Here is a 19,967-nt window from a genome sequence, read left to right as displayed (position 1 = left end):
GGTGAACCCCATGGGCAATCAGATGCGAATGGGCGGTTTCGAAGGTCATGGCGGTCAAGCGTGCGCCTCGGGAAAATCGGAACGACGACGTATTCTAGCCAGCCAAGGGGCTGGCCGAAAGACCGCTGTGCAATTGTCAGCCGAGCCTGATGGGGGTGACCTTGCGCTGGGCGTGCTTTTCCTGGGCCAGGCCAAGCTTGGCGGTGATCACCTTGGCCAACGCATTGTTGCCCAGATCGTTCAGGTGCAGGCGGTCGATGAACAGGTCGGCACCAAACACCGGCGAGCTGCTGAGCATGCCGTTCATATCGTAGCAGGGCACCGGGTCGGCCTGGCTCTTGATGCGGCGGAAAAACGCCGAGTGCAACTGGCTGTCGAATGCGCCGTCCAGCAGCCGATCGAAATTGCCGGGTTGTTGCTCGAGGGCGGCCAGCATGGCCTGTTCGCCCTCGGGTAGGGTTTCCCGGCACCAGGGCAGCAACGGCTGCAGGATGAAGGTGAGGGTGGCATTGCTGTCTGCCAGCAGCCGGTCCCATTGGCGCAAGGTCCGGCCAATGTTGTCAGCGGCACGTGCCAGGCGCTTTTCCGGCGATGACAGCGGCCAACTGACCGGGGCTTCAACCGGTGGCGGCGCAAAGGCCTGGCCGATGCGCCGCCACAGCGACTGCCGACGGGGCGGTGTGGCAGGTTGCATGCCTTCGCTGAAGCTGTTCAGAAACGCCTGGTAGGCCTTGGCGTGCTGCGCGTCACCAGGGCTGGCGAGCACTTCACACAGGGCTTCGTGGGCCAGGCTGTTGAGGCCGCTAAGCACCACCACGTGGCCGATTTGGCCAAGACGGTGCTGGTGGGTCAGGAACATCAGCAGTTCCTGGCTGGCATTGAGCCCGCAGCCGGCCAGGCTCAGCCACACTTCACCCGTGAGCATCGACAGGTGCGAGGCCACCGTGTGCTCGTCGGAACTGGCGCCGATGCCCAGGGCCGTGGAACCACCGACCAGCAGGTTGATGCGTGAGGCACCGCCGCGCTCGGCCGCCGAAAAGCGCTTGCCGGCGCAGTGGCTGTAGCGCAGGCCCAGGGCATCGGTGTTGATGGTGCCGGAGCGGTAGCCGGTTTCGTGCACGTGCACGGTGTGCGGGGCACGGCGGCTACCCAGCAGCAGAAAGCGCTGGTAGTCCTGTTGCAAAGGGGCAGGAGGCGGGCTGGTGTCAGTTGTGGTCATGCGCTCTCCTGCGGGTGCGTCGGGTACTGCGTTTCACGTTCAGGCCGCCAGTTCCTTGAGGTTATACAGCAGGCCGCCAGCGGCAATCAGCAGCAGGGCAACGCCCGAGGCCAGGCTGATGACACGGTTGCTGCGCTGCGAAGCGATCTTGCCGATGGCGAAGATGTACAGGCTGAGTACGGCAAAATCGATGGCCACCCACAGCAACGACAACACCACCATGCTCTTGCCGAACGATTCGGTGATCTGGATGAACTGCGGGAAGAAGGCAATGAAGAAAATGATGTCCTTGGGGTTGGAAATACCCACCATGAAGCCCTGCAGCAGCCCGCCTCGGCCAGGCTTGGCCGCGTCGCTTGCGGCATCTTGGGCGGGTGCCTGCAAGGCCTCCTTCAGCGTGCCAACGGCGATATAGCCGATGAACAGGCAGCCGAGCAGGCTCATGATGCTGAGCCAGGCCTTGTCGATGGCGGCGCTGGTGAGGATGACCCAGGCCGCCGCGCCAATCAGCACCAGGGAGGCCCAGTTGGTGCCGACGGCGGTGAACATGGCCTTGCGCGAGCCGGAGGCGGCCGCGGTGTTGACGATCAATGCCACCACCGGGCCGGGGGTGGCGATCAGTAGCAGGACGGTGAGGGCATAGGTGGCGGTGAGTGCGGTATTCACGGTCAGTTCTCGATCAGTATGTCAGGCGTCGCCTGGTGTGCGGCATGGGCGTGGAACGGGCAGCGTGGCGGGTTGAGCGAGCCCGCCTCCTGCAGTTGATACTGCTTCCACTCGTAGTTGTCGGTATCGCCGAAAGCGCCAAGGGTGTCGGGCACGACGCCGTCGTTGTAGTGGTGCACGCGCTCGCGAATGCGTGCGCGAATGCGCCTGCCACTTTCGGTGCTGGCGTTGGCCACTTCGTCGAAGTTCTCCCGCGGGTTGATGACGAAGGTAATGTGCGGCCCCAGGTTGCGGCTTTTCATGTGCTGGTGGCCGGGGAAATTCATGTTGATGAACAGCGGCATGCCGGCATAGCAGAACGACCAGCCGGTATCGTCGGGGTCGGTCGGGATGCCCTGTGGCCAAGGGTGCGGGTCGCGCGCATGCACGCCCCGCAGCACCTTCCAGGCCAGTGCCTGCTGTTCACTCAGGCTGCTGCCCGCTGCAGTTTCGAGGAACACCACCAGCGGGCTGCCGATGCGCTGCTTGGGTGCAATCGGTGCGACGGTGCGCACATAATCGGCCAGGCCCTGTGCGATATCATCGGCCAGTTGTTCGGCGCGGGCGAACAGAATGTGGCAGGTTTCGCCGTTAACCGCCTTGCGGCCGAACAGGCATGGGAATTCGGGGTTGGCGAGGGTATTGCGAAAGTGTTCTATGGTTGTGTACGTCCAGTGTTGCGTGCCGTGACCATGTTCAGCGGTGAGCTCTAGCGCATCCAGGCGATAGCAATTTCCATATCCCGTAAACATGATTTCCCCAGGCGTTGAATTAAGTGAACGTTCCAGTCATATGCAGGCAGGATCTTGGTTATGTTTGTTATTTACCTGCATTTTCCGAGAGGCACTTAACGTTGTAAAACGCGTGGAACTATGACCTACTATTAGTCTTACTCATGCTCGGGACGCTGCCATGTCGGAACGGATTCAGGCCCTGCACGCCCTGCGTGCCTTCGAGGTGGCCTCTCGCTATGGCTCCTTTACCCGCGCGGCGGAAGAGCTGGCCCTGACCCAAGGGGCCGTCAGCCACCACATCAAGACGCTTGAGGCCATGTTCGGCTGCGACCTGTTCGAGCGTCGCGGGCCGAAACTGAGCCTGACCGAGCACGGTCGCCTGCTGGCGCAGGAGCTGAAAGTCGGTTTCAAGATCATCGAGAATGCCTGCGCGCTGCTGCGCCAGGACCGCTATGGCCTGCGTCTGAAGGCGCCGTCCACGCTGACTGTGCGTTGGCTGCTGCGGGCGCTGGATGCGTTCAAGAAGCACGAGGACAACTGCAGCGTGCAGCTCTCGAGTGTGTGGATGGACATCGACAACGTGGATTTCTATTCCGAGCCTTACGACTGCGCCATCCTGCTGGCCAATGGGCGCTTTCCGGCCGATATCGAGAGCTTCAAGCTGTTCGATGAATGGCTGATACCGGTGTGCCACCCGGATTACATGACCCAGGTGCAACCGCAACTGTCCGACCTGACCCGCTGCGAATTCCTGCACCCGTCCCCCGACCGGCGCGACTGGCGGCGCTGGCTGGCGCGGATGGACGCGCTGGACATCAGCATTGATCAGGGGCAAGTGTTCGACACGCTCGACCAAGGCATCTCCGCAGCCCAGCAAGGCCTGGGCATTTCGGTGGTCGACCTGGTGCTGGCCAGTGCCGACCTGACGGCCGGGCGCCTGGTTACACCGTTCAAGCATGCCGTGGCCACGGGCGACGGGTACTACATGACCTGGCTCAAGGCCAGCCCCAAGGCGCGGCAGATGCACAAGCTGCGCGACTTCCTGCAGGGCCAGGTGCCGCCGCTGGCCTACAAGGACATCAACTACCTGTACGGTTGAACACCCGCTCCAGCATGAAGTCGATGAACACCCGCAACTTGGGCGGCACCTGCCGCCCGGATGGCCACAGCAGGTAGAAGCTGCCACGCCGCTCCATGAAATCGTCGAGTACGGTGACCAGCGCCCCGTTGGCCAGTTCGCGGCCTACCGTGAAGTCTGGCAGGCAGGTGATGCCGCGGTGGTTCACGGCGAAGCAGGCACGGGTTTCGACATGGTTGCAGACCATCGAGATGGGGATGTCGTAAGCCTGTTCAGGGTGCTCCTGGCGCAGCGGCCAGGTTTCCAGCTTGCCGTTGCTGGGGAAGCGGTAGTGCAGGCAAGTGTGTGCTGCCAGGTCGCGCGGGTGCAGGGGCGTGCCGCGTGCGCGCAGGTACTCGGGCGAGGCCACCAGGCGGTGCTGGAAGTGCCCAAGGTACTTGGCGTTGAGCCGTGAGTCGACGGGTTGGCCGCCGCGCATGACCACATCGAAACCTTCACCGACGATGTCTACCATGCGGTCGGAGAAATCCAGGTCCAGTTCCACCTGCGGGTACAGCGCCATGAACTCGGCCAGTGCCGGCATCACCAGCCCGGTGACCTGCGGCATGCTCACCCGCAGGCGCCCGCGCGGGGTTTCGCTGGCTTGCGACAGTTCCTGCTCGGTGGCCTCGATTTCGGCGAGGATGCGCCGGCTGCGCTCGAGGAACAACGTGCCTTCGGCCGTGAGGGTGATGCTGCGTGTACTGCGGTGGAACAGGCGGACACCCAGGCGGCTTTCCAGGCGGGCCACGCGCTTGCCCACTGCCGAAGCACTGATCCCCAATGACTGGCCGGCGGCGACGAAGCTGCGGGTCTCGGCCACCCGGTTGAAGACCATGAAGCCGCTGAGGCTGTCCATGCTGTAATCCTGATTGCGGACATTTGCGTCCTGGGTGAGCGGCATTGTACCCACCTTTTTCCGCAATGGTGTTGGCTTGCAGACTGTGCGTCCTGTTTTCCTACCCAAGGCATTTGCAATGTCCCAGACATCCTCCGCACCGCTGCTGGCTGCCGGCAGTGAACGTTTGCCTCTCAGCGGGTTGTTGGCGCTGGCCATGACCGGCTTTATTGCCATTCTCAGCGAAACCTTGCCAGCCGGCTTGCTCGACCAGATTTCCGAAGGCATGCACATCAGCCAGGCCATGGCCGGGCAATGGGTCACGGCCTATGCCCTTGGCTCGCTGCTGACGGCTATTCCGCTGGTGACCCTCACCCAAGGCTGGTATCGGCGCCGGGCGTTGTTGCTGGCGATTATTGGCTTTGTTCTGTTCAACGGGCTGACCGCCATGTCGAACAGCAACGGCTTGACCCTGGTGTTGCGCTTTTTTACAGGCGCTGCAGCGGGACTGGCCTGGGGGCTGATCGCCGGGCATGCCCGGCGCATGGTGCCGGCGGCGCAGCAGGGCAGGGCCATGGCGTTGGCCATGCTTGGCCAGCCGATTGCCTTGTCGCTTGGCTTGCCGATCGCCACCTGGCTGGGGGCGGGGTTGGGTTGGCGCGCCACGTTTGTGGTGGTCACCCAGGTGGCGCTACTGCTGGTGGTCTGGGTATTGCGCGCAGTGCCGGACTATCCGGGGCAGGCTGCCGGCAAGCGCCCGGCGGCGATGCAGGTGCTGCGCACGCCGGGGGTGTTGCTGGTGCTGCTGGTCATCCTCAGCTGGATCCTTGGCCACAACATTCTCTATACCTACATCGTGCCGCTGCTGGCGGCGGCCGGCATGGCGGCAGACATCGGCCCGGTGCTGATGGTGTTCGGCCTGTCGGCGCTGGCCGGGATTGGCCTGGTGGGGCTGCTGGTCGACCGCCATTTGCGCATGCTGGTGCTGTTGAGCCTGGCCGGTTTTGCCCTGGCTACCTTGGCGTTGGGGCAGGCCACGTCGTGGCTGATGTACGTGAGCATCGCCTTGTGGGGGGTGACCTATGGGGGGGCGCCGACCCTGTTGCAAACCGCCTGCGCCGATGCTGCGGGCGAGGGCGGCGATGTGGCGCAGTCGATGCTGGTGACGGTGTGGAACAGCGCCATTGCCCTGGGCGGGATCATTGGCGGGTTGTTGTTGAGCGGGGTGGGTGTGGAAGGGTTTGGTGGGGTTGTGCTGGGGCTGACGGCGCTGGCCTGGCTGCTGGTCTGGGCTGGGCGGGGGAATGGTTTTGTGGCTGGGGGGCGTTTGGCTTAGGGGTTTCAGTGCCCTTTGAGATCAAGCGCCGCAGGTGTTCACCGAAGGATTTTCAGCGCCAGTGAGATCGAGCGCCGCCCGCGCGGCGCTTCGCGGCTAAAGCCGCTCCTACGTTTGTTTCGTGCCAATTATGCCTGTTGCATTTGCGCGCGAACGCCTTGGCGCATGCCTCGATATCGCGCCGTACAAACAAGGCGGTCGCGCGCGCCTGGCACAGGATGGACTGGCCCGAAACAAATGTAGGAGCGGCTTTAGCCGCGAAGCGCCGCGCGGACGGCGCTCGATCTTACAGGCGCTGAACGTGTCAAGGCGAACGCTTCGGCGCTCGATCTCCCAGGCGCTAAATCGCTCACGCCATGCACTTCGCAGGTAGAATCCCCCCTGAACAGACGACCCTGAGGTTGACGCGGTGGAGTTGCAGCAGGGCTTTGTCCTGACCCGACATTGGCATGACACGCCCGAAGGCACCTGCGTGGAGTTCTGGCTGGCCACCGATCAGGGGCCACGGCAGTTGCGCCTGGCGCCGCAGGAATCGGTGGCCTTCATCCCGCAGGCGCGGGCCGAACACGCCCGTGTGTTGCTGGCCAAGGAGCCTGGCGTACAGCTTAAGCCGCTGAGCCTGAAGGACTTCGACCAGCGCCCGGTGCTGGGCCTGTATTGCCGCCAGCACCGCCAGCTGATGCAACTGGAGCAACGCCTGCGCAGTGCCGGCATCGAGGTGTTCGAAGCCGATATCCGCCCGCCGGAGCGCTACCTGATGGAGCGCTTCATCACCGCCCCGGTGCAGTTCACCGGCAAACCGGATGCTCAGGGCGTACTCTGCGACGCCCAGCTCAAGCCGTTTGCAGGTTATCGCCCAGCGCTGCGGCTGGTGTCGCTGGATATCGAAACCAGCGAACGCGGTGAGTTGTACAGCATTGCCTTGGAGGGCTGCGGCCAGCGCCAGGTGTACATGCTCGGCGCGCCGAACGGCAACCCGGCAGGCGTCGACTTCGACCTGCACTACTGCGATGACCGCGCCCAGATGCTGGCCTGCCTGAACCAGTGGATGGCCGTGCACGACCCGGACGCAATCATTGGCTGGAACCTGGTCCAGTTCGACCTGCGCTTGCTGCACGAGCATGCCAAACAGTTGCAAGTGCCGTTGGCATTGGGCCGCAACGGTGTGCCCATGACCTTGCGCAGCCATGCCGGTGGCGGCCATGTGTTCGCCGATGCCCCAGGGCGTTTGTTGATCGATGGCATCGAGGCGCTGCGCTCGGCGACCTGGAGCTTCCCGTCGTTCAGCCTTGAAAGTGTGGCCCAGACCTTGCTCGGCGAAGGCAAGGCGATTGATACGCCGTACCAGCGCATGGATGAAATCAACCGCCGCTTCCGCGAGGATAAACCGGCACTGGCGCGCTACAACCTCAAGGACTGCGAGCTGGTCACGCGCATTTTCGCCCACACCCGTCTGCTCGAATTCCTGCTGGAGCGGTCGTCGGTCACCGGCCTTGCCGTGGACCGCAGCGGGGGTTCGGTGGCTGCTTTCTGCCATTTATACATACCGCAGATGCACCGTCTGGGCTTTGTTGCCCCCAGCCTTGGCAGCCGCCCGGACGAAGCCAGCCCGGGTGGTTTCGTGATGGACTCGCGCCCGGGGTTGTACGACTCGGTACTGGTGCTGGATTACAAGAGCCTGTACCCGTCGATCATTCGTACGTTCCTGATCGACCCGGTGGGGCTGATTGAAGGCTTGCGCCTGCCCGATGATGAACACTCGGTGGAAGGCTTCCGGGGTGGCCGCTTTTCGCGCAGCCGGCATTGCCTGCCGGCCATCGTCGAGCGGGTGTGGCAGGGGCGTGAAGCCGCCAAGCGCGAAGGCAACGCGCCGCTGTCGCAGGCGCTGAAGATCATCATGAATGCCTTCTACGGGGTGCTCGGTTCAAGCGGCTGCCGCTTCTTCGACCCGCGCCTGGCCTCGTCGATCACCCTGCGGGGGCACCAGATCATGCGTCAGACCCGTACGCTGATCGAGGGGCAGGGTTATGAGGTGATCTATGGCGATACCGACTCCACGTTCGTCTGGCTCAAAGGTGCACACAGCGAGGCGCATGCCGCCTGCATTGGTCGCGACCTGGTCGCCCTGGTCAACAATTGGTGGCGCGACCACCTGCAGGCCGAGATGCAACTGCAAAGCGCCTTGGAGCTGCAATTCGAGGTGCATTATCGACGGTTCCTGATGCCGACCATCCGTGGCGCGGACGAGGGCAGCAAAAAGCGTTATGCCGGCCTCGTGCAGCGCGCCGATGGTAGCGAGCATGTGGTTTACAAGGGGCTGGAATCGGTGCGTACCGACTGGTCGCCCCTGGCCCGGGTGTTTCAACAGGAACTGTATGGCCGAATCTTCCGCGGTGAGCCTTACCAGGCGTATGTACGCGACTATGTGCAGCGCACCCTGGCCGGCGGGCTGGATGACCAGCTGGTGTACCGCAAGCGTCTACGCCGGCCGCTGGCTGATTACCAGCGCAACGTGCCGCCACATGTGCGCGCGGCGCGCCTGGCCGACGACTACAACCACCGCCTTGGCCGGCCGCTGCAATACCAGCGCGGTGGCTGGATCAGCTACCTGATCACCACCGCCGGCCCACAGCCGCTGGAAGACCTGCAAGCGCCTGTCGACTACCAGCATTACCTGGTTCGGCAACTGCAGCCGGTGGCCGATGCGATTTTGCCATTCGTGGGGGACAGTTTCGACCGCCTGACCGGCCAGCAGTTGGCGCTGTTCTGAGCGCGGTATTTATCTAGCTGCCCACCTGGCCATTCTGGGCCTAGTGTCGAGCCTTTGCATCAGCCAGAGGCGCAGCCACGTGACCACACCCGCTCCGCAACAGCCGCCGCGCGTCGATACGCTGGCGATGGAGCAGGCCTATCAAGACAGCCTTATCGTCAAGCGCCTGCCCAGATGGATTCGCCGCTTGCGTATCGTCGCGCCGACCGACCAGAACATACCGGCCAACGGGTTGTATGAATCGGAGCACGCGGCGTTGCGTGCCGCGTTGAAAGACAGCCTGGCCAGTCGCCAGTGGCTGCAGAAACAGCTCGCGCGTGTCGAGGGCATCGATCATTTCGTCAAGCCACTGCTGCACCGCGCCATGCAGGAAAGGTTCGGCATCGAGCAGGATGTCGATGGCTTGTATTTCCGACGCTGGTATACCTACACCGCGCCCCGCCAAGGGACCGTGTGGGGACGATACCCGGTAATGGAAAAAGACTATTTCGAAGTCCCCCTCATTGAGGCGGCACTCGACAACTTTACCCCCGGCGAAGGGCGGGACGAACAACACAAGGACAATTGCGTTGTCGACAGCCTGTCACAACCGCTGGCTGCGCCAAGCGCGCCTGCCTTCGCCCGGCTATGCCGCCAACTGGATTTGGGCGGGCGTTATCAGCAGCATCTCGACGCCGTACTGAAAGCGCCTGGCAGCCAGGCCAGCGGCTGGCGCAGCATGGCTTCCACGCTTGCGCAGCTGTACAGCTCGGTCATGCTGATCGATGCGTGCAAGGCCAAGAGCGATGGCGTGCTGACTGCCGCCGAACTGCAGTTGGTGCTGGACTTATGCACGAACGGGCGACCCGGCACGTTTTACGCGTCTAAAGTGGTTGCTCGGCAGCTTAGGGCGTTTGACAGCGATTTGCAGCAGATCGTGGTGCTCGAGGTGCTTCACGAAGGCTGGCTGTTCAATGCCAGTCGCAAAATCATTGTCTACATCCCCGATGACCCCCATGGCCCCTGGACGGTAAGCCCCGACCTGGAGAGTTTCACCCGCAAGGTGTTGGGCAAGCGTCTACGGGAGGCGCGCTACCAGAAGTTTTTCCGACGCTTTGTACGCCGGCGCGACAGCCAGCAGTTCTATTCCAGGGTTGCCAGCGAACTGGTGGACGTTGCCGACTGGGCGACGCGAGAAATGGGCCAGCACATGCGGGACTACCCGTTGCCGTTGTTCGAGCACCTTGCCGCTGCGCGCATTGCGCATATCAAGGACGACGCTGCAGTGATCGTCACGCCCGTAGCAGACCTGGACCGCAAGGCCCAGGAAGCCCATCGGCGACGGTTGGCTGCTGAAGGTTGGACCCTGGCTAGCGTGGCGGGCGTGTTCGTTCCTGCCCTCAATGCGTTGCTGTTGGCAGTCATGGTCTGGGACCTGCTGGGCGAACTGTTCCAGGCGGTTGAAGACTGGCGCGAGGGCGATACCAGTGCGGCAATAACGCATGTGCTCAATGTTGCCAAGGACGTGGCGGTTATGGGTGCCACTGCTGTGGTCTGGCGCGAAGCGAGCCGCGCCTGGGCTGCACTGGACAGGTGGGTGCCAGCACGCCTTGAGGACGGTACCGAAAAGCTGTGGAACGCAGACCTGGTGCCGTTTCGCAGTGCAGCGCCCCCGGCCGGAGCAGTGGCAGACGCCAGCGGCATCTACCGCGTACAGGACAGAAGCTGGATGGTGATGGACGACCATTACTACGAAATCGTGCAGCGTGCGGACGAGCAGTGGCAACTGGCGCCACGCGACGGCCATGGTCCCTTGGTGCGGCACAATGGCGCCGGTGCCTGGCGGTTGTGGACCGAGCAACCTGCGGACTGGGCCGACACGCACTGGATGTTCCGCCGCCTTGGCGCGCGCTTCGCTCGCCTGGACGATGAGCAGATCGACCAGGCCATGGCCATCCATGCGCTGGGTGCAGACGCGCTGCGAGCGCTGCATGTGTACGCTCGACCACCTGAAGCCGAGCTGGTCGACACCGTTGACCGGCTGATGATCGACCGCAGGGTGCAGGCGCTACTGGATGGCTTGGCGCTAGGCCTTGAGCAAGACGACGCGCCGTTGCTGCGCATGGCCCAGGCCTTGCCTGGCGTCACCGCGCAAGACGGGCCGGCGCTGGCTGCGCAGGTGGCGGTAAGACGGCGCCAACTCTTTCAACAGCTGTATGACGAGCAGCAGGCACCAGAAGACGCAGCGGTAACAACGTTGCGGCGGGCATTTCCAAGCTTGCATGGCTTGGCCGCGCGCCGGCTTGTGGGCGAGTTGTCCGTCGAGGGCGCAGAATTTCAGGCTCTGCTCAGCGGCACAGTGCCGTTCCGGCTGGTCACACCGGCCAGGTTGAGCGTGCTGCACATACGCGTTGCGCGCGCCTGCGAGGCGCTGTTCATCGCCACGCCCCAGTCGTTGGATCAGGCCAAGGTCGCGCTTACCCTGCTGGAGACCCTGGACACCAACCAGGCCAGACCGCGCTGGCGGCTGTACGATGGCGATAGCCCGCGGCCGGTCATGATTACGGCGGGCGACGGGCAAATCTTCAGGCTCGTGCACGAGCAGGGGGAGTTCGTTCTCGAGGACGCGTTGGGCATCGAATTGCGTGGCCCGGGTGAGTTGTTCGAGGCATTGAGTGAAGCTTTCGACCCTGCAGGCCGAGCTGCCTTGGGCATCAACCAACCCTACGCCCAAAGCCTGAGAGAACTGTTGGCCCGGCAGGTGTCGGGGCGCAGCGGGGCACTCGCCGAGGCTTTGGGCAAGGACCCTCGGCAGCCGTGGATACTGACGCCGCTGCGGCTGGACGACGGCCGGATCGGCTACCCGCTGGGTGGCAGCCAGGGGCGTTTGGCCCGACCGGCATCGCGCCCCCGTGCCCTTGCCGCGCGCCTACGCGATCTCTATCCGGCTTATAGCAAAGCAGAGGTTGACGCGTGGCTCGCGAAGCTGCATGCGTCCGGCCGCGATACCGACACCGCGCTTGGCGTACTTGAAGAGCAGGCACGCCTGTTGAATGATCATTTGCGCAGCTGGGAGCGTAGCGGGGTGTTGGCTGGTGAGAGGACTGAGCGCAGGCGGTTTCGCAAGTCGATCATGGAATGCTGGCGGGAGCGGGTCCCCGATCAGATCGCCCCCGAGGGGAATCGGTTGTCTTTGGCCTGGCAATACAGAGGGTATGAACTGCGCTCCTTGCCTGACATGGGGCCACTGTTTACCTTTGCGCACGTCAACGAACTGTCCCTGCGCAGCCTGCTGTTAACTGAAATACCAGAGCGGTTCCTGCTCTCATTCCCCAACCTGACGATCTTGGACCTGGGCTACAACCGCCTCAAGTGTGTGCCTGGCAGCCTGGCGCTGCTGGGTGATTTGCGCATACTCGACTTGACCGGCAATCAAATTGTGCTCGACGAACCCCAGGCCGAAGTGTTGGGAAACTGCCGACAGTTACGTTACCTGAACCTTTCGAACAACCGGCTGCAAACGGCTCTTTCGGTCACACGGCTGGAGCAGTTGGCCGAGCTGCGTTTGCGAAATAGCGGGTTGGCGGCGCTGCCTGAGGGCATTGTCAACCATCCGAGGCTTTATATGCTCGATGCTTCCAACAACTTCATCACGTCGTTGCCCGGTGACTTCCACCAGTCGCGGTTGTGGCAGAACGGCTACGTGTCGCTTTCAGGTAACCCTGTTGCGGCACGCCAGGAGACGGCGGTACAAGAGGCGTGGGCTATCCCGGAGGCAAGCGCAGTGCCTTATAAACTGCGCTGGGCGGACCGCCTGGAAGGTGATCAGCGCGAAGATTTGCTTGGCTTGTGGATGAGCATCGAGCAGATGGATGGGGTGACAAATTTCCTGCGTTTGTTGCAGCAGCTCACGCGCTCGCGGGACTTCCTTCACCCCCGGTATGGGGAAATGCTGGCTGCACGGATTCTGGCCATGATGGAAAAATTCGAGGCCTCGCCAGCGCTGGCCGACGAAATTTTCGCCAATGCGGTGGTAGAGAACTGCGCCGACAATGCAGCGGTGGTGTTCCAGCAGCTGGAAATCCGATGCCTGATCTGGGATGCCGAGCAGGCTGCTCCGTCGCGCGACCAGGAGGGTCGGTTGGTGACCCTGGCGCGGCGTTTGTGGAGGCAGCACCAGGTCGACTTGACTGCGTTGGGCCGGGCTGAGGCTGCAGGTGCGGGGAACGAGTCGATTGAATGGGCGCTGGCTTATTCGATCCGTTTGCGAGAGGACCTCGACCTGCCTGTCAACGCACGGAGCATGCTCCATGCGGGCATCCCCGACCTGAACGACAATCTGGTGGCAAGCGCCCGTACCCAGATCCTTGAGAGCGAAACAGCCGAATCGTTGGCCGTGTGGACGGTCCAGCAACCTTTCTGGAGACGATACCTCGAGCAACGTTACGCCAGGCAGTTGCAAGTGCCGGAGCGTTTTCACCATCAATTGCCAGATAACGCGTCGAGCGGGGAAATGGACACATTGATGGCCAGCATCAGGCAGTGGACCGAGGACACCGAGCTTCAGCTCACGCTGGCGGCTGTGCAAAAGTGGGTGTAGAGGGCGCCTTGGACTATGCTCAGGTTACCGGTCCACAGGGGCATTCCTGCTGGTTGGAAGCTAGCGGGTTGCCTCTGGTAACGGCCGGTTACTTTTCATTGAAACATCCCGGCCCTTGGCTGGTTTACGCTCGCTTGTCGGATCTTTCTCCCTGATCTGTAGTCTTCTGGTTTATCGAGAGAATAAGGAGATACGCATGCTCGTCCGCTCATTGACCCTTGCCACGCTGCTGGCCGTAAGTGGCCCCCTGTTGGCCGCTGACAGCGACGCGCCGCTGGCCAAGGAACTGGGCAAGGCCAGGCCCTTGGTGGTGATCGCACCGAGCAGTGCCGATCCCACTTTGCGTGGGCTGAACAAAGCGCTGGAGAACCCCGCCACCCAGGCGGCGTTCAAAGAGCGCAGCCTGGTGCTGTACAGCGTCGCCAACATGATGGGCAAGCGCGAGGACAAGAACCTTGAGCAACAGACCACCATGGCGCTGATCCGCGAACTGAAGCTGGGTGCCAGCAAGGGCACCAAGGTCATCCTGGTGGGCAAGGATGGCGAACGGCACATGCTCAAGGATGACGAAACCGGCGAAGCCATCGATCCCCAGGCCATCCTCAAGGCGGTCGACGAGCTACCTGCCAGCGAAAAGGCGGTGGCAGCGCCGGAACCTGTGGCGGCGGCACCGGAAGCCAAGGCCAAGGACAGCAAACCGGCCAAGCCCGCAAAACCAGCGGCACCGCCCAAACCGCTGGAGGACTGAACGCGTAACGGCCCTGGGAATGCTCGGGGCCAGTTTCCAGTCTTTGTGTATCCCACTGTATCTGGCCGCGTTGCAGACGGGTTCTCATACAAAAGCGCCCCTTGTGCGATACATCCACGACAAACCGCAACGGCCTAATGGCTCCACTTTCCCAGCACAGTGGAGCATCACCATGACCCAAGTACGAAACAGCCTCGGCCTGCTCGGCGCCGCCCTGATCGGCAGCATGGCATTGAGCAGCAGCGCATTTGCCGTCGAACCGTTGGCCCAGGGTTACCAGCTGGCCTCCGCCAAGGTGGCGGGCGAGGGCAAGTGCGGTGAGGGCAAGTGTGGCGGCAGCGCCAAGGCCAGCCAGAGCGAAGGCAAATGCGGTGAGGGCAAATGCGGCGCCAGCGCCAAGGCCGGCGCGGAGGGCAAATGTGGCGAAGGCAAGTGTGGTGACGCCTCGTTCGCCAAGACCGACAGCAACCACGATGGCAAGGTCTCGCGCGATGAGTTTTTGGCGGTGGCCAAGGACCGCGCCGGTGATTTCGACAAGATCGACAGCAACCATGATGGTTTTATCTCCGAACAGGAAGCGGCAGACCACCTCAAGGCCATCTACCAAGCCAATGGCAAAGCCATGCCTGATGGCTTGTTCAGCCACCTGACCGGCAAACGCTGACCTTCCACCCATGAAACCTCGCAACGCCCCTCCTGCTGGTCAGGCGGGGCGTTGTGCCTGTTGCGGAGACTTGTTCATGCACCCTGTACCCTTGAACACCGGGCTTGGCCTGCGCCGCGGCCTGTTACCCGAACTGCTGACCATGGAAGCTGGCGCTGTGGACTTTCTTGAATGTGCGCCGGAAAACTGGATTGCCGTGGGCGGCGCCTACGGCAAGGGCCTGGCCCAGTTGGCCGAGCGTTTTCCCATCACTTGCCATGGGTTGTCGTTATCACTGGGCGGCAGCGCGCCACTGGACCGCCATTTCCTCGACCAGACCCGGCAGTTTCTGGACCGTCACCAAGTGCGCCTGTACAGCGAGCACCTGAGCTATTGCAGTGATGACGGCCATTTGTACGACTTGATGCCCATCCCGTTCACTGACGAAGCCGTGCACCATGTAGCCGCGCGCATACGCCAGGCCCAGGAGCAGTTGGAGCGGCGCATTGCCGTGGAAAACATCAGCTACTACGCCGCGCCTTACCAGGCCATGAGCGAGCTCGACTTTATCCGTGCAGTACTGGATGAAGCCGATTGTGATCTGCTGCTGGACGTCAACAACGTCTTCGTCAATGCCTGCAACCACGGCTATGACGCCCAGGCATTTCTCGATGGCTTGCCCTTGGCGCGGGTCACCGGCATGCACGTGGCCGGCCATTACGATGAGGCACCGGACCTCAAGGTGGATACCCACGGGGCAGCGGTAAAGGAAGATGTGTGGGCGCTCTATGCGCTTGCCTGTGCGCGCTTCGGCGCGCAGCCGACGGTGCTGGAGCGTGACTTCAACTACCCGCCACTGGCCGAGTTGCTGGCCGAAACGGCGCGTATCCGCGCGGTGCAGCGCACGGTGGGAGGGCAAGCCGATGAATGAGACCTTGCGCGAGCAGCAATACACGCTGGCCCGGCACCTGCGTGACCCGCAGCGTCATGCACCACCGCCTGGGGTCGAGGCCCGGCGCCTGAAGGTTTACCGCGAGCTGTTCTATGGCGCCATCGAGGGTTTGCTGGCGGGCAGCTTCCCGGTCATGCGCCAGGCGCTGGGTGAGCAGCGCTGGCATGCCCGCGTGCGTGACTTCTACGCCAACTACCGCAGCCAGACGCCATTGTTTACCGAGATTGCCGAAGCGTTCGTCGATTATTTGCAGGGGGTAGAGCTGGATGCGCCCTGGCAGCTTGAGTTGGCGCATTATGAGTGGGTCGAGGCGCAGCTGTACCTGAGTGATGCCCAAGATCCGGCGCATGACCCGGCGGGCGATTTGCTGGAGGGTGAGCCGCTGCTGTCCTGTGTGGCACGGGTGCTGGCCTATCGTTGGCCGGTGGAGCGCATTGGTGGGCAATACCGGCCGGAAGTCGCCCCAGAGTCGCCGACATTGTTGCTGGTTTATCGCGATGCCGGGCTGCAGGTGCGCTTTGCGCGGTTGGCGCCGATGGCCTATCGGTTGCTGGTGGCGCAGGGTAGCGGGCGGGCGCGGCTGGCAGCGTTGGGCGGGGATTTGGCGCAGGGTTTGGCGTTGCTGGAGGGGTTGCGCGAGCAGGGCGTCATCATCGGTACCTGCTAGTTGCGTGTATCTGGGGGGCGCGTTGCGCCCCTTTCCGACCGGTCCGGCGCCCCGGCAAGGCCGCTCCTACAGGGGATTACGATCTCTTGTAGGAGCGGCCTTGTGTCGCGATGGGCCGCTCTGCGGCCCCGGCGATTTCAGCTGTTAAACCGCGCCTTCAGCCAATGGTCCAGACTCAAGCGCCCAGCCCCCTTCAGCAACAACGGCAGCAACGCCACCAGGTAGATCAGCGGCAGCTTATAGTTGCCAAACCCCTGGTCGGTAATCGCATAGCCCTGCGCCAACTCAGCCAGGCTCGACCAGTGCGCCGGCCAGTGCACGGCAGCAATCGCCACCACCGTCACCACCATCAAGCCCAGCGATGCCAGGCGGGTACCCAAGCCGAGCAACAGCAGCAACGGCAGGATCAGCTCCGCCCACATCGACAGCTGCCAGTTCACCTCGGCGGGCAGCAGGTTGAAGGGGAATGGAAAGCTTGACTGCAGGTCGGCGAACCAATTGCTGCCGCCAAATTTCTCCAGTCCGGACTCGAAAAACTCCCAGGCCAGAAACAGCCGCAAGGGTATGTCTGCACTCCAGGTGCCGAACTGGTCGAAGGTGGTCAGGGTACGGGTCAAGGTCGTCATTTTGCTGTTCTCTGTTCAGGAAAGGGCTTGGGCATTGCGGCGTTGTTGACGGGCCAACCGGGCGGTGAGCTTGATGACGATGGCGCTGAACATCAGGGCGAATGCCAATGGGTACCAGCCACCCATGGGGATGCGCTTGTAGAACGACAGGCAGAACACTGCCGCCAGCAACCACATGCCGCTGCTGTGCAGGGCGCGCCAGGCACGGCCGCCCAGCAGGCGCATGGGCGCATTGAACGAGGTGACGGTGAGCAGCAGCAGGAACAGGTAGCCGACACTGCCGGGCAGGCTGGAGGTAAGCGTGCGGCCAGCCCAGAACAGCTCGGGGAATTGTTGGGCGTAGCGGTAGATCAGCAGGCCATGCACGGTGTGCGAAAAGGCGAAGGCCAGGCCCAGGCAGCGGCGCTCCTGGAGGATGCGCCGGCTGACAGTGCCAGGCAGCAGGGTCACCAGCGACGAGGCCAGGAACGCCAGCAGGAACAGGGCGAACGAGCTGCGCGCGGTGGCACGAATGGCACTGCGCAAGCTGTCCGGGTCAGGTTGGCTGGCGAGGACCACGGCAGTCATCACCAGGGTCAGGCCGGCGAGGGCGGTGAACAGTTTCCAGCCAGAGGGCAGGGCAAGGGGTTTCATCAGACAGGCTCCCGGGTTTTGGTTAATTGACCGGGATTGTGTGGGGGTGGGGTATCTGCAGTGTGTCGGGGGGCGTGGGGTTGTGTATCGGTTTGTAGAAGTCTGTTGAAAGCAGCGAGCCTTTGTAGGAGCGGCCTTGTGTCGCGATCGGGCCGCATAGCGGCCCCAGGTTTTCAGCTTCGTAGCATGCATCGCCGGGGCCGCCTTGCGGCCCGATCGCGACACAAGGCCGCTCCTACAGAGAGCGGCACCTGGCTCTTAGGTCAGTTCGATCTGTGCGCAGAGCCCGCCACTGTCGCGGTTACTCAGGGTCAGCCGCCCGCCCATGGCCTGGATCAGCTGGTGGGCAATCGCCAGCCCCAGGCCGGTACCCCCGGTGCTGCGATTACGTGAACCTTCCACCCGGTAGAACGGCTTCAGGACTTCGTCCAGTTCGCCAGCGGGTATCCCAGGCCCGTTGTCGAGTACGCGGATCACCGTGGTGCTGTGCTCACGGCACACTTCCAGCTCGGCGGCACCGGCAAACTTCAGCGCGTTGTCGACCAAATTCACCAGTACCCGGCGCAGCGCATGCGGGCGTGTCTCCAGCAGGCTGCCGCTGCTGCCATGGCGGTCGACCCGGGCACCGCTGTCCTGGTAGTCGAACACCAGGCTGTCGAGAAAGGCGTCCAGGTTGATCCGGCAGGGGGCTTCGGTGTTGGTGTCCATGCTGCGGGCATAGGCCACGCCTTCGCGCACCAGGTGCTCCATTTCGCCCAGGTCGCTCCATAACTTGTCTTTCTCGACCCCGTCGTCCATCACTTCGACGCGCAGTTTCATGCGCGTGATCGGGGTTTGCAGGTCATGGGAAATGGCTGCCAGCAACTGCATGCGTTCCTTCAGGTAGGCAGCGATGCGCGCTTGCAGCGCATTGAAGGCCGCAGCGGCGTAGCGCACTTCACGCGGGCCGCTTTCATCCAGTTGCACGCCGGGTTTGTCCGGGTCGAGGTTGTCGACCGCGCGGGCCAGGCGGGTCAGTGGGCCAATGGCCAGGTGTACCGCCAACCAGGTGCACAGCAACAGCACGGCCAGCTGGATCAGCAGTACCACGGGCAGCCAGCGCGCCACCGGAACCGGCGACGGGGTTACGTCGATGGTCAGCGGCGCACCGTCGGCCAGGTTCAGGTGTGCCTGGAAGTGCGCATTGGGGCCTGGAATTTCCTGGAAGGTCAGGTGATAGTCGCTGCCAATGGCCTTGACGATCGATTCGGCGGCCATCGGCGGGTCGCTGCTGGGCATGGCCTTGCCAGCCAGCCCCTGGTCGAGGCGATAGCGGTAGGTGCGCCGCTCCAGGCGTGGCAGCCAGGCGGCCCGCTCGGCTGCCGGCAGGCGATCGAGGATCGCCACCGACGTGGCCACGTCCTGCTCCAGGTTGCTGAGCATCATCGAGCGGCTGCTGATGTAGCGCTCGTAGGCCTGCAGGCCGAACGACAGGCCGTAGGCCAGAACCAACCCGGTGAAGAAGATCAGTGCCAGCCGCGAGGCTAACGTGCGCGGCCATTTCATGACGGCGACTCGAGCAGTTGCACGGGCAGCGAGAACACATAGCCCTCGCTGCGCACGGTCTTGATACAGCTGGGTTCACGTGCGTCGTCGCCCAGACGCTGGCGCAGGCGGCTGACCAGCAGGTCGATGGAGCGGTCGAAGATGTCGGCTTCGCGGCCCTGGGTCAGGTTAAGCAGTTGCTCGCGGCTGAGCACCCGCTGTGGGTGGTCGAGAAATACACGCAGCAGGCGATATTCAGCGCCGCTCAGGGCCACCAGGGTGCCTTCGCTGTCGAGCAGGTGGCGTGCGGTGGTGTCCAGGCGCCACTGGCCGAAAGCGAGCAGGCGGCTGCTTTCGCTGATGGTCAGGTTGGGCGGCAGCATGCGCGTGCGGCGCAGCACGGCGTTGATCCGGGCGAGCAGTTCACGGGCCGAGAACGGCTTGGTCAGGTAATCGTCGGCGCCCATTTCCAGGCCGATGATGCGGTCGGTTTCATCATTGCGCGCGGTCAGCATCAGTACCGGGGTGTTGCGGTGCTTGCCGGCGCGCAGTTCGCGGCACAGCAGCAGGCCGTCGTCACCGGGCATCATGATATCGAGCACGATCAGGTCGACGCTGTTGGCTTCGAGAAAGGCGCGCATCTGCCTGCCGTCGGCGACAATGCTGGTGCGCAGGCCGTTCTTCTTCAGGTAGTTGCCGACCAGTTCGCGGATCTCGCGGTCGTCGTCGACGATCAGGATGTGATCGACGTGTTCCATGTGCTGCGTTCCTGTGCAAGTGGGGTTGGCCGCAGTGTACCGAGCGCAGTCGCGCTTGCCTGCGGGGGTTTGTATTGCAGTGTATCTGGCACGGCTATAGATACAGCAGGAAGCACAT

The 19,967-nt window shown here is 63.2% G+C and carries 16 protein-coding genes; 8 read left to right on the top strand and 8 right to left on the bottom strand.

Annotated features, from left to right (window positions below):
• Window positions 1-136: 136 nt before the first annotated feature.
• From ACIP02_RS13815 to ACIP02_RS13805, 3 genes are read right to left on the bottom strand one after another with little or no spacing between them, the layout of a single operon-like run.
• The gene (locus ACIP02_RS13815) at window positions 137-1,219 is read right to left on the bottom strand and encodes a hypothetical protein (RefSeq protein WP_400617369.1); all 1,083 of its coding nucleotides are present in this window, start codon (window positions 1,217-1,219) and stop codon (window positions 137-139) included.
• Between the two features lie 39 nt (window positions 1,220-1,258).
• The gene (locus ACIP02_RS13810; RefSeq protein WP_400617367.1) at window positions 1,259-1,885 is read right to left on the bottom strand and encodes a LysE family translocator; all 627 of its coding nucleotides are present in this window, start codon (window positions 1,883-1,885) and stop codon (window positions 1,259-1,261) included.
• Between the two features lie 2 nt (window positions 1,886-1,887).
• Window positions 1,888-2,676, bottom strand: coding sequence for a YqcI/YcgG family protein (locus tag ACIP02_RS13805; protein WP_400617365.1), 789 nt, complete (start codon window positions 2,674-2,676; stop codon window positions 1,888-1,890).
• 160 nt (window positions 2,677-2,836) lie between these two features.
• Here ACIP02_RS13805 and ACIP02_RS13800 point away from each other — a divergent pair, with 160 nt between their 5' ends.
• A complete protein-coding gene (locus ACIP02_RS13800; protein ID WP_400617363.1) occupies window positions 2,837-3,757 on the top strand; it encodes a LysR substrate-binding domain-containing protein in 921 nt (306 codons plus the stop codon).
• Here the strand turns inward: ACIP02_RS13800 and ACIP02_RS13795 are convergent.
• Entirely contained in the window at window positions 3,738-4,634 is an 897-nt protein-coding gene (locus ACIP02_RS13795) for a LysR family transcriptional regulator (RefSeq protein WP_400617361.1), read from the bottom strand. The genes ACIP02_RS13800 and ACIP02_RS13795 overlap by 20 nt on opposite strands.
• 118 nt (window positions 4,635-4,752) lie before the next feature.
• On the opposite strand from ACIP02_RS13795, the gene ACIP02_RS13790 reads away from it, so the two are divergent.
• From ACIP02_RS13790 to ACIP02_RS13760, 7 genes are all read left to right on the top strand, one after another.
• Window positions 4,753-5,949 (top strand): MFS transporter, encoded by a 1,197-nt coding sequence (locus tag ACIP02_RS13790; protein WP_400617360.1) that lies wholly within the window; start codon window positions 4,753-4,755, stop codon window positions 5,947-5,949.
• Between the two features lie 409 nt (window positions 5,950-6,358).
• Complete coding sequence (locus ACIP02_RS13785) at window positions 6,359-8,719, top strand: DNA polymerase II (RefSeq protein ID WP_400617359.1); 2,361 nt, start codon at window positions 6,359-6,361, stop codon at window positions 8,717-8,719.
• Window positions 8,720-8,798: 79 nt separating this feature from the next.
• Entirely contained in the window at window positions 8,799-13,298 is a 4,500-nt protein-coding gene (locus ACIP02_RS13780; RefSeq protein ID WP_400617357.1) for an NEL-type E3 ubiquitin ligase domain-containing protein, read from the top strand.
• Window positions 13,299-13,494: 196 nt separating this feature from the next.
• A complete protein-coding gene (locus tag ACIP02_RS13775) occupies window positions 13,495-14,046 on the top strand; it encodes a DUF4174 domain-containing protein (RefSeq protein ID WP_400617356.1) in 552 nt (183 codons plus the stop codon).
• Window positions 14,047-14,218: 172 nt separating this feature from the next.
• Window positions 14,219-14,710 carry an EF-hand domain-containing protein gene (locus ACIP02_RS13770; RefSeq protein ID WP_400617355.1) on the top strand — a complete coding sequence of 164 codons (492 nt, stop codon included), beginning with the start codon at window positions 14,219-14,221 and terminating at the stop codon, window positions 14,708-14,710.
• A 76-nt stretch (window positions 14,711-14,786) separates the two neighbouring features.
• Entirely contained in the window at window positions 14,787-15,620 is an 834-nt protein-coding gene (locus ACIP02_RS13765; protein WP_400617353.1) for a DUF692 domain-containing protein, read from the top strand.
• Window positions 15,613-16,308, top strand: a complete 696-nt coding sequence (locus ACIP02_RS13760; RefSeq protein WP_400617351.1) for a DUF2063 domain-containing protein — start codon at window positions 15,613-15,615, stop codon at window positions 16,306-16,308. Before ACIP02_RS13765 ends, ACIP02_RS13760 begins: the two co-directional genes overlap by 8 nt.
• Before the next feature lie 137 nt (window positions 16,309-16,445).
• Here ACIP02_RS13760 and ACIP02_RS13755 read toward each other — a convergent pair whose 3' ends face one another.
• The 4 genes from ACIP02_RS13755 to ACIP02_RS13740 form a co-directional block, all read right to left on the bottom strand.
• Window positions 16,446-16,934, bottom strand: a complete 489-nt coding sequence (locus ACIP02_RS13755; RefSeq protein WP_400617349.1) for a DoxX family membrane protein — start codon at window positions 16,932-16,934, stop codon at window positions 16,446-16,448.
• A 15-nt stretch (window positions 16,935-16,949) separates the two neighbouring features.
• Window positions 16,950-17,567, bottom strand: a complete 618-nt coding sequence (locus ACIP02_RS13750) for a ferric reductase-like transmembrane domain-containing protein (RefSeq protein WP_400617347.1) — start codon at window positions 17,565-17,567, stop codon at window positions 16,950-16,952.
• Between the two features lie 258 nt (window positions 17,568-17,825).
• Window positions 17,826-19,112, bottom strand: a complete 1,287-nt coding sequence (locus ACIP02_RS13745; protein ID WP_400617345.1) for a sensor histidine kinase — start codon at window positions 19,110-19,112, stop codon at window positions 17,826-17,828.
• Window positions 19,109-19,849 carry a response regulator gene (locus tag ACIP02_RS13740; protein WP_201207473.1) on the bottom strand — a complete coding sequence of 247 codons (741 nt, stop codon included), beginning with the start codon at window positions 19,847-19,849 and terminating at the stop codon, window positions 19,109-19,111. Before ACIP02_RS13740 ends, ACIP02_RS13745 begins: the two co-directional genes overlap by 4 nt.
• Between the last annotated feature and the right edge of the window lie 118 nt (window positions 19,850-19,967).

Source organism: Pseudomonas sp. NPDC089408 (assembly GCF_044749445.1).
Taxonomy (GTDB): Bacteria; Pseudomonadota; Gammaproteobacteria; order Pseudomonadales; family Pseudomonadaceae; genus Aquipseudomonas.
This window is presented reverse-complemented; position numbering and strand designations above follow the sequence as displayed.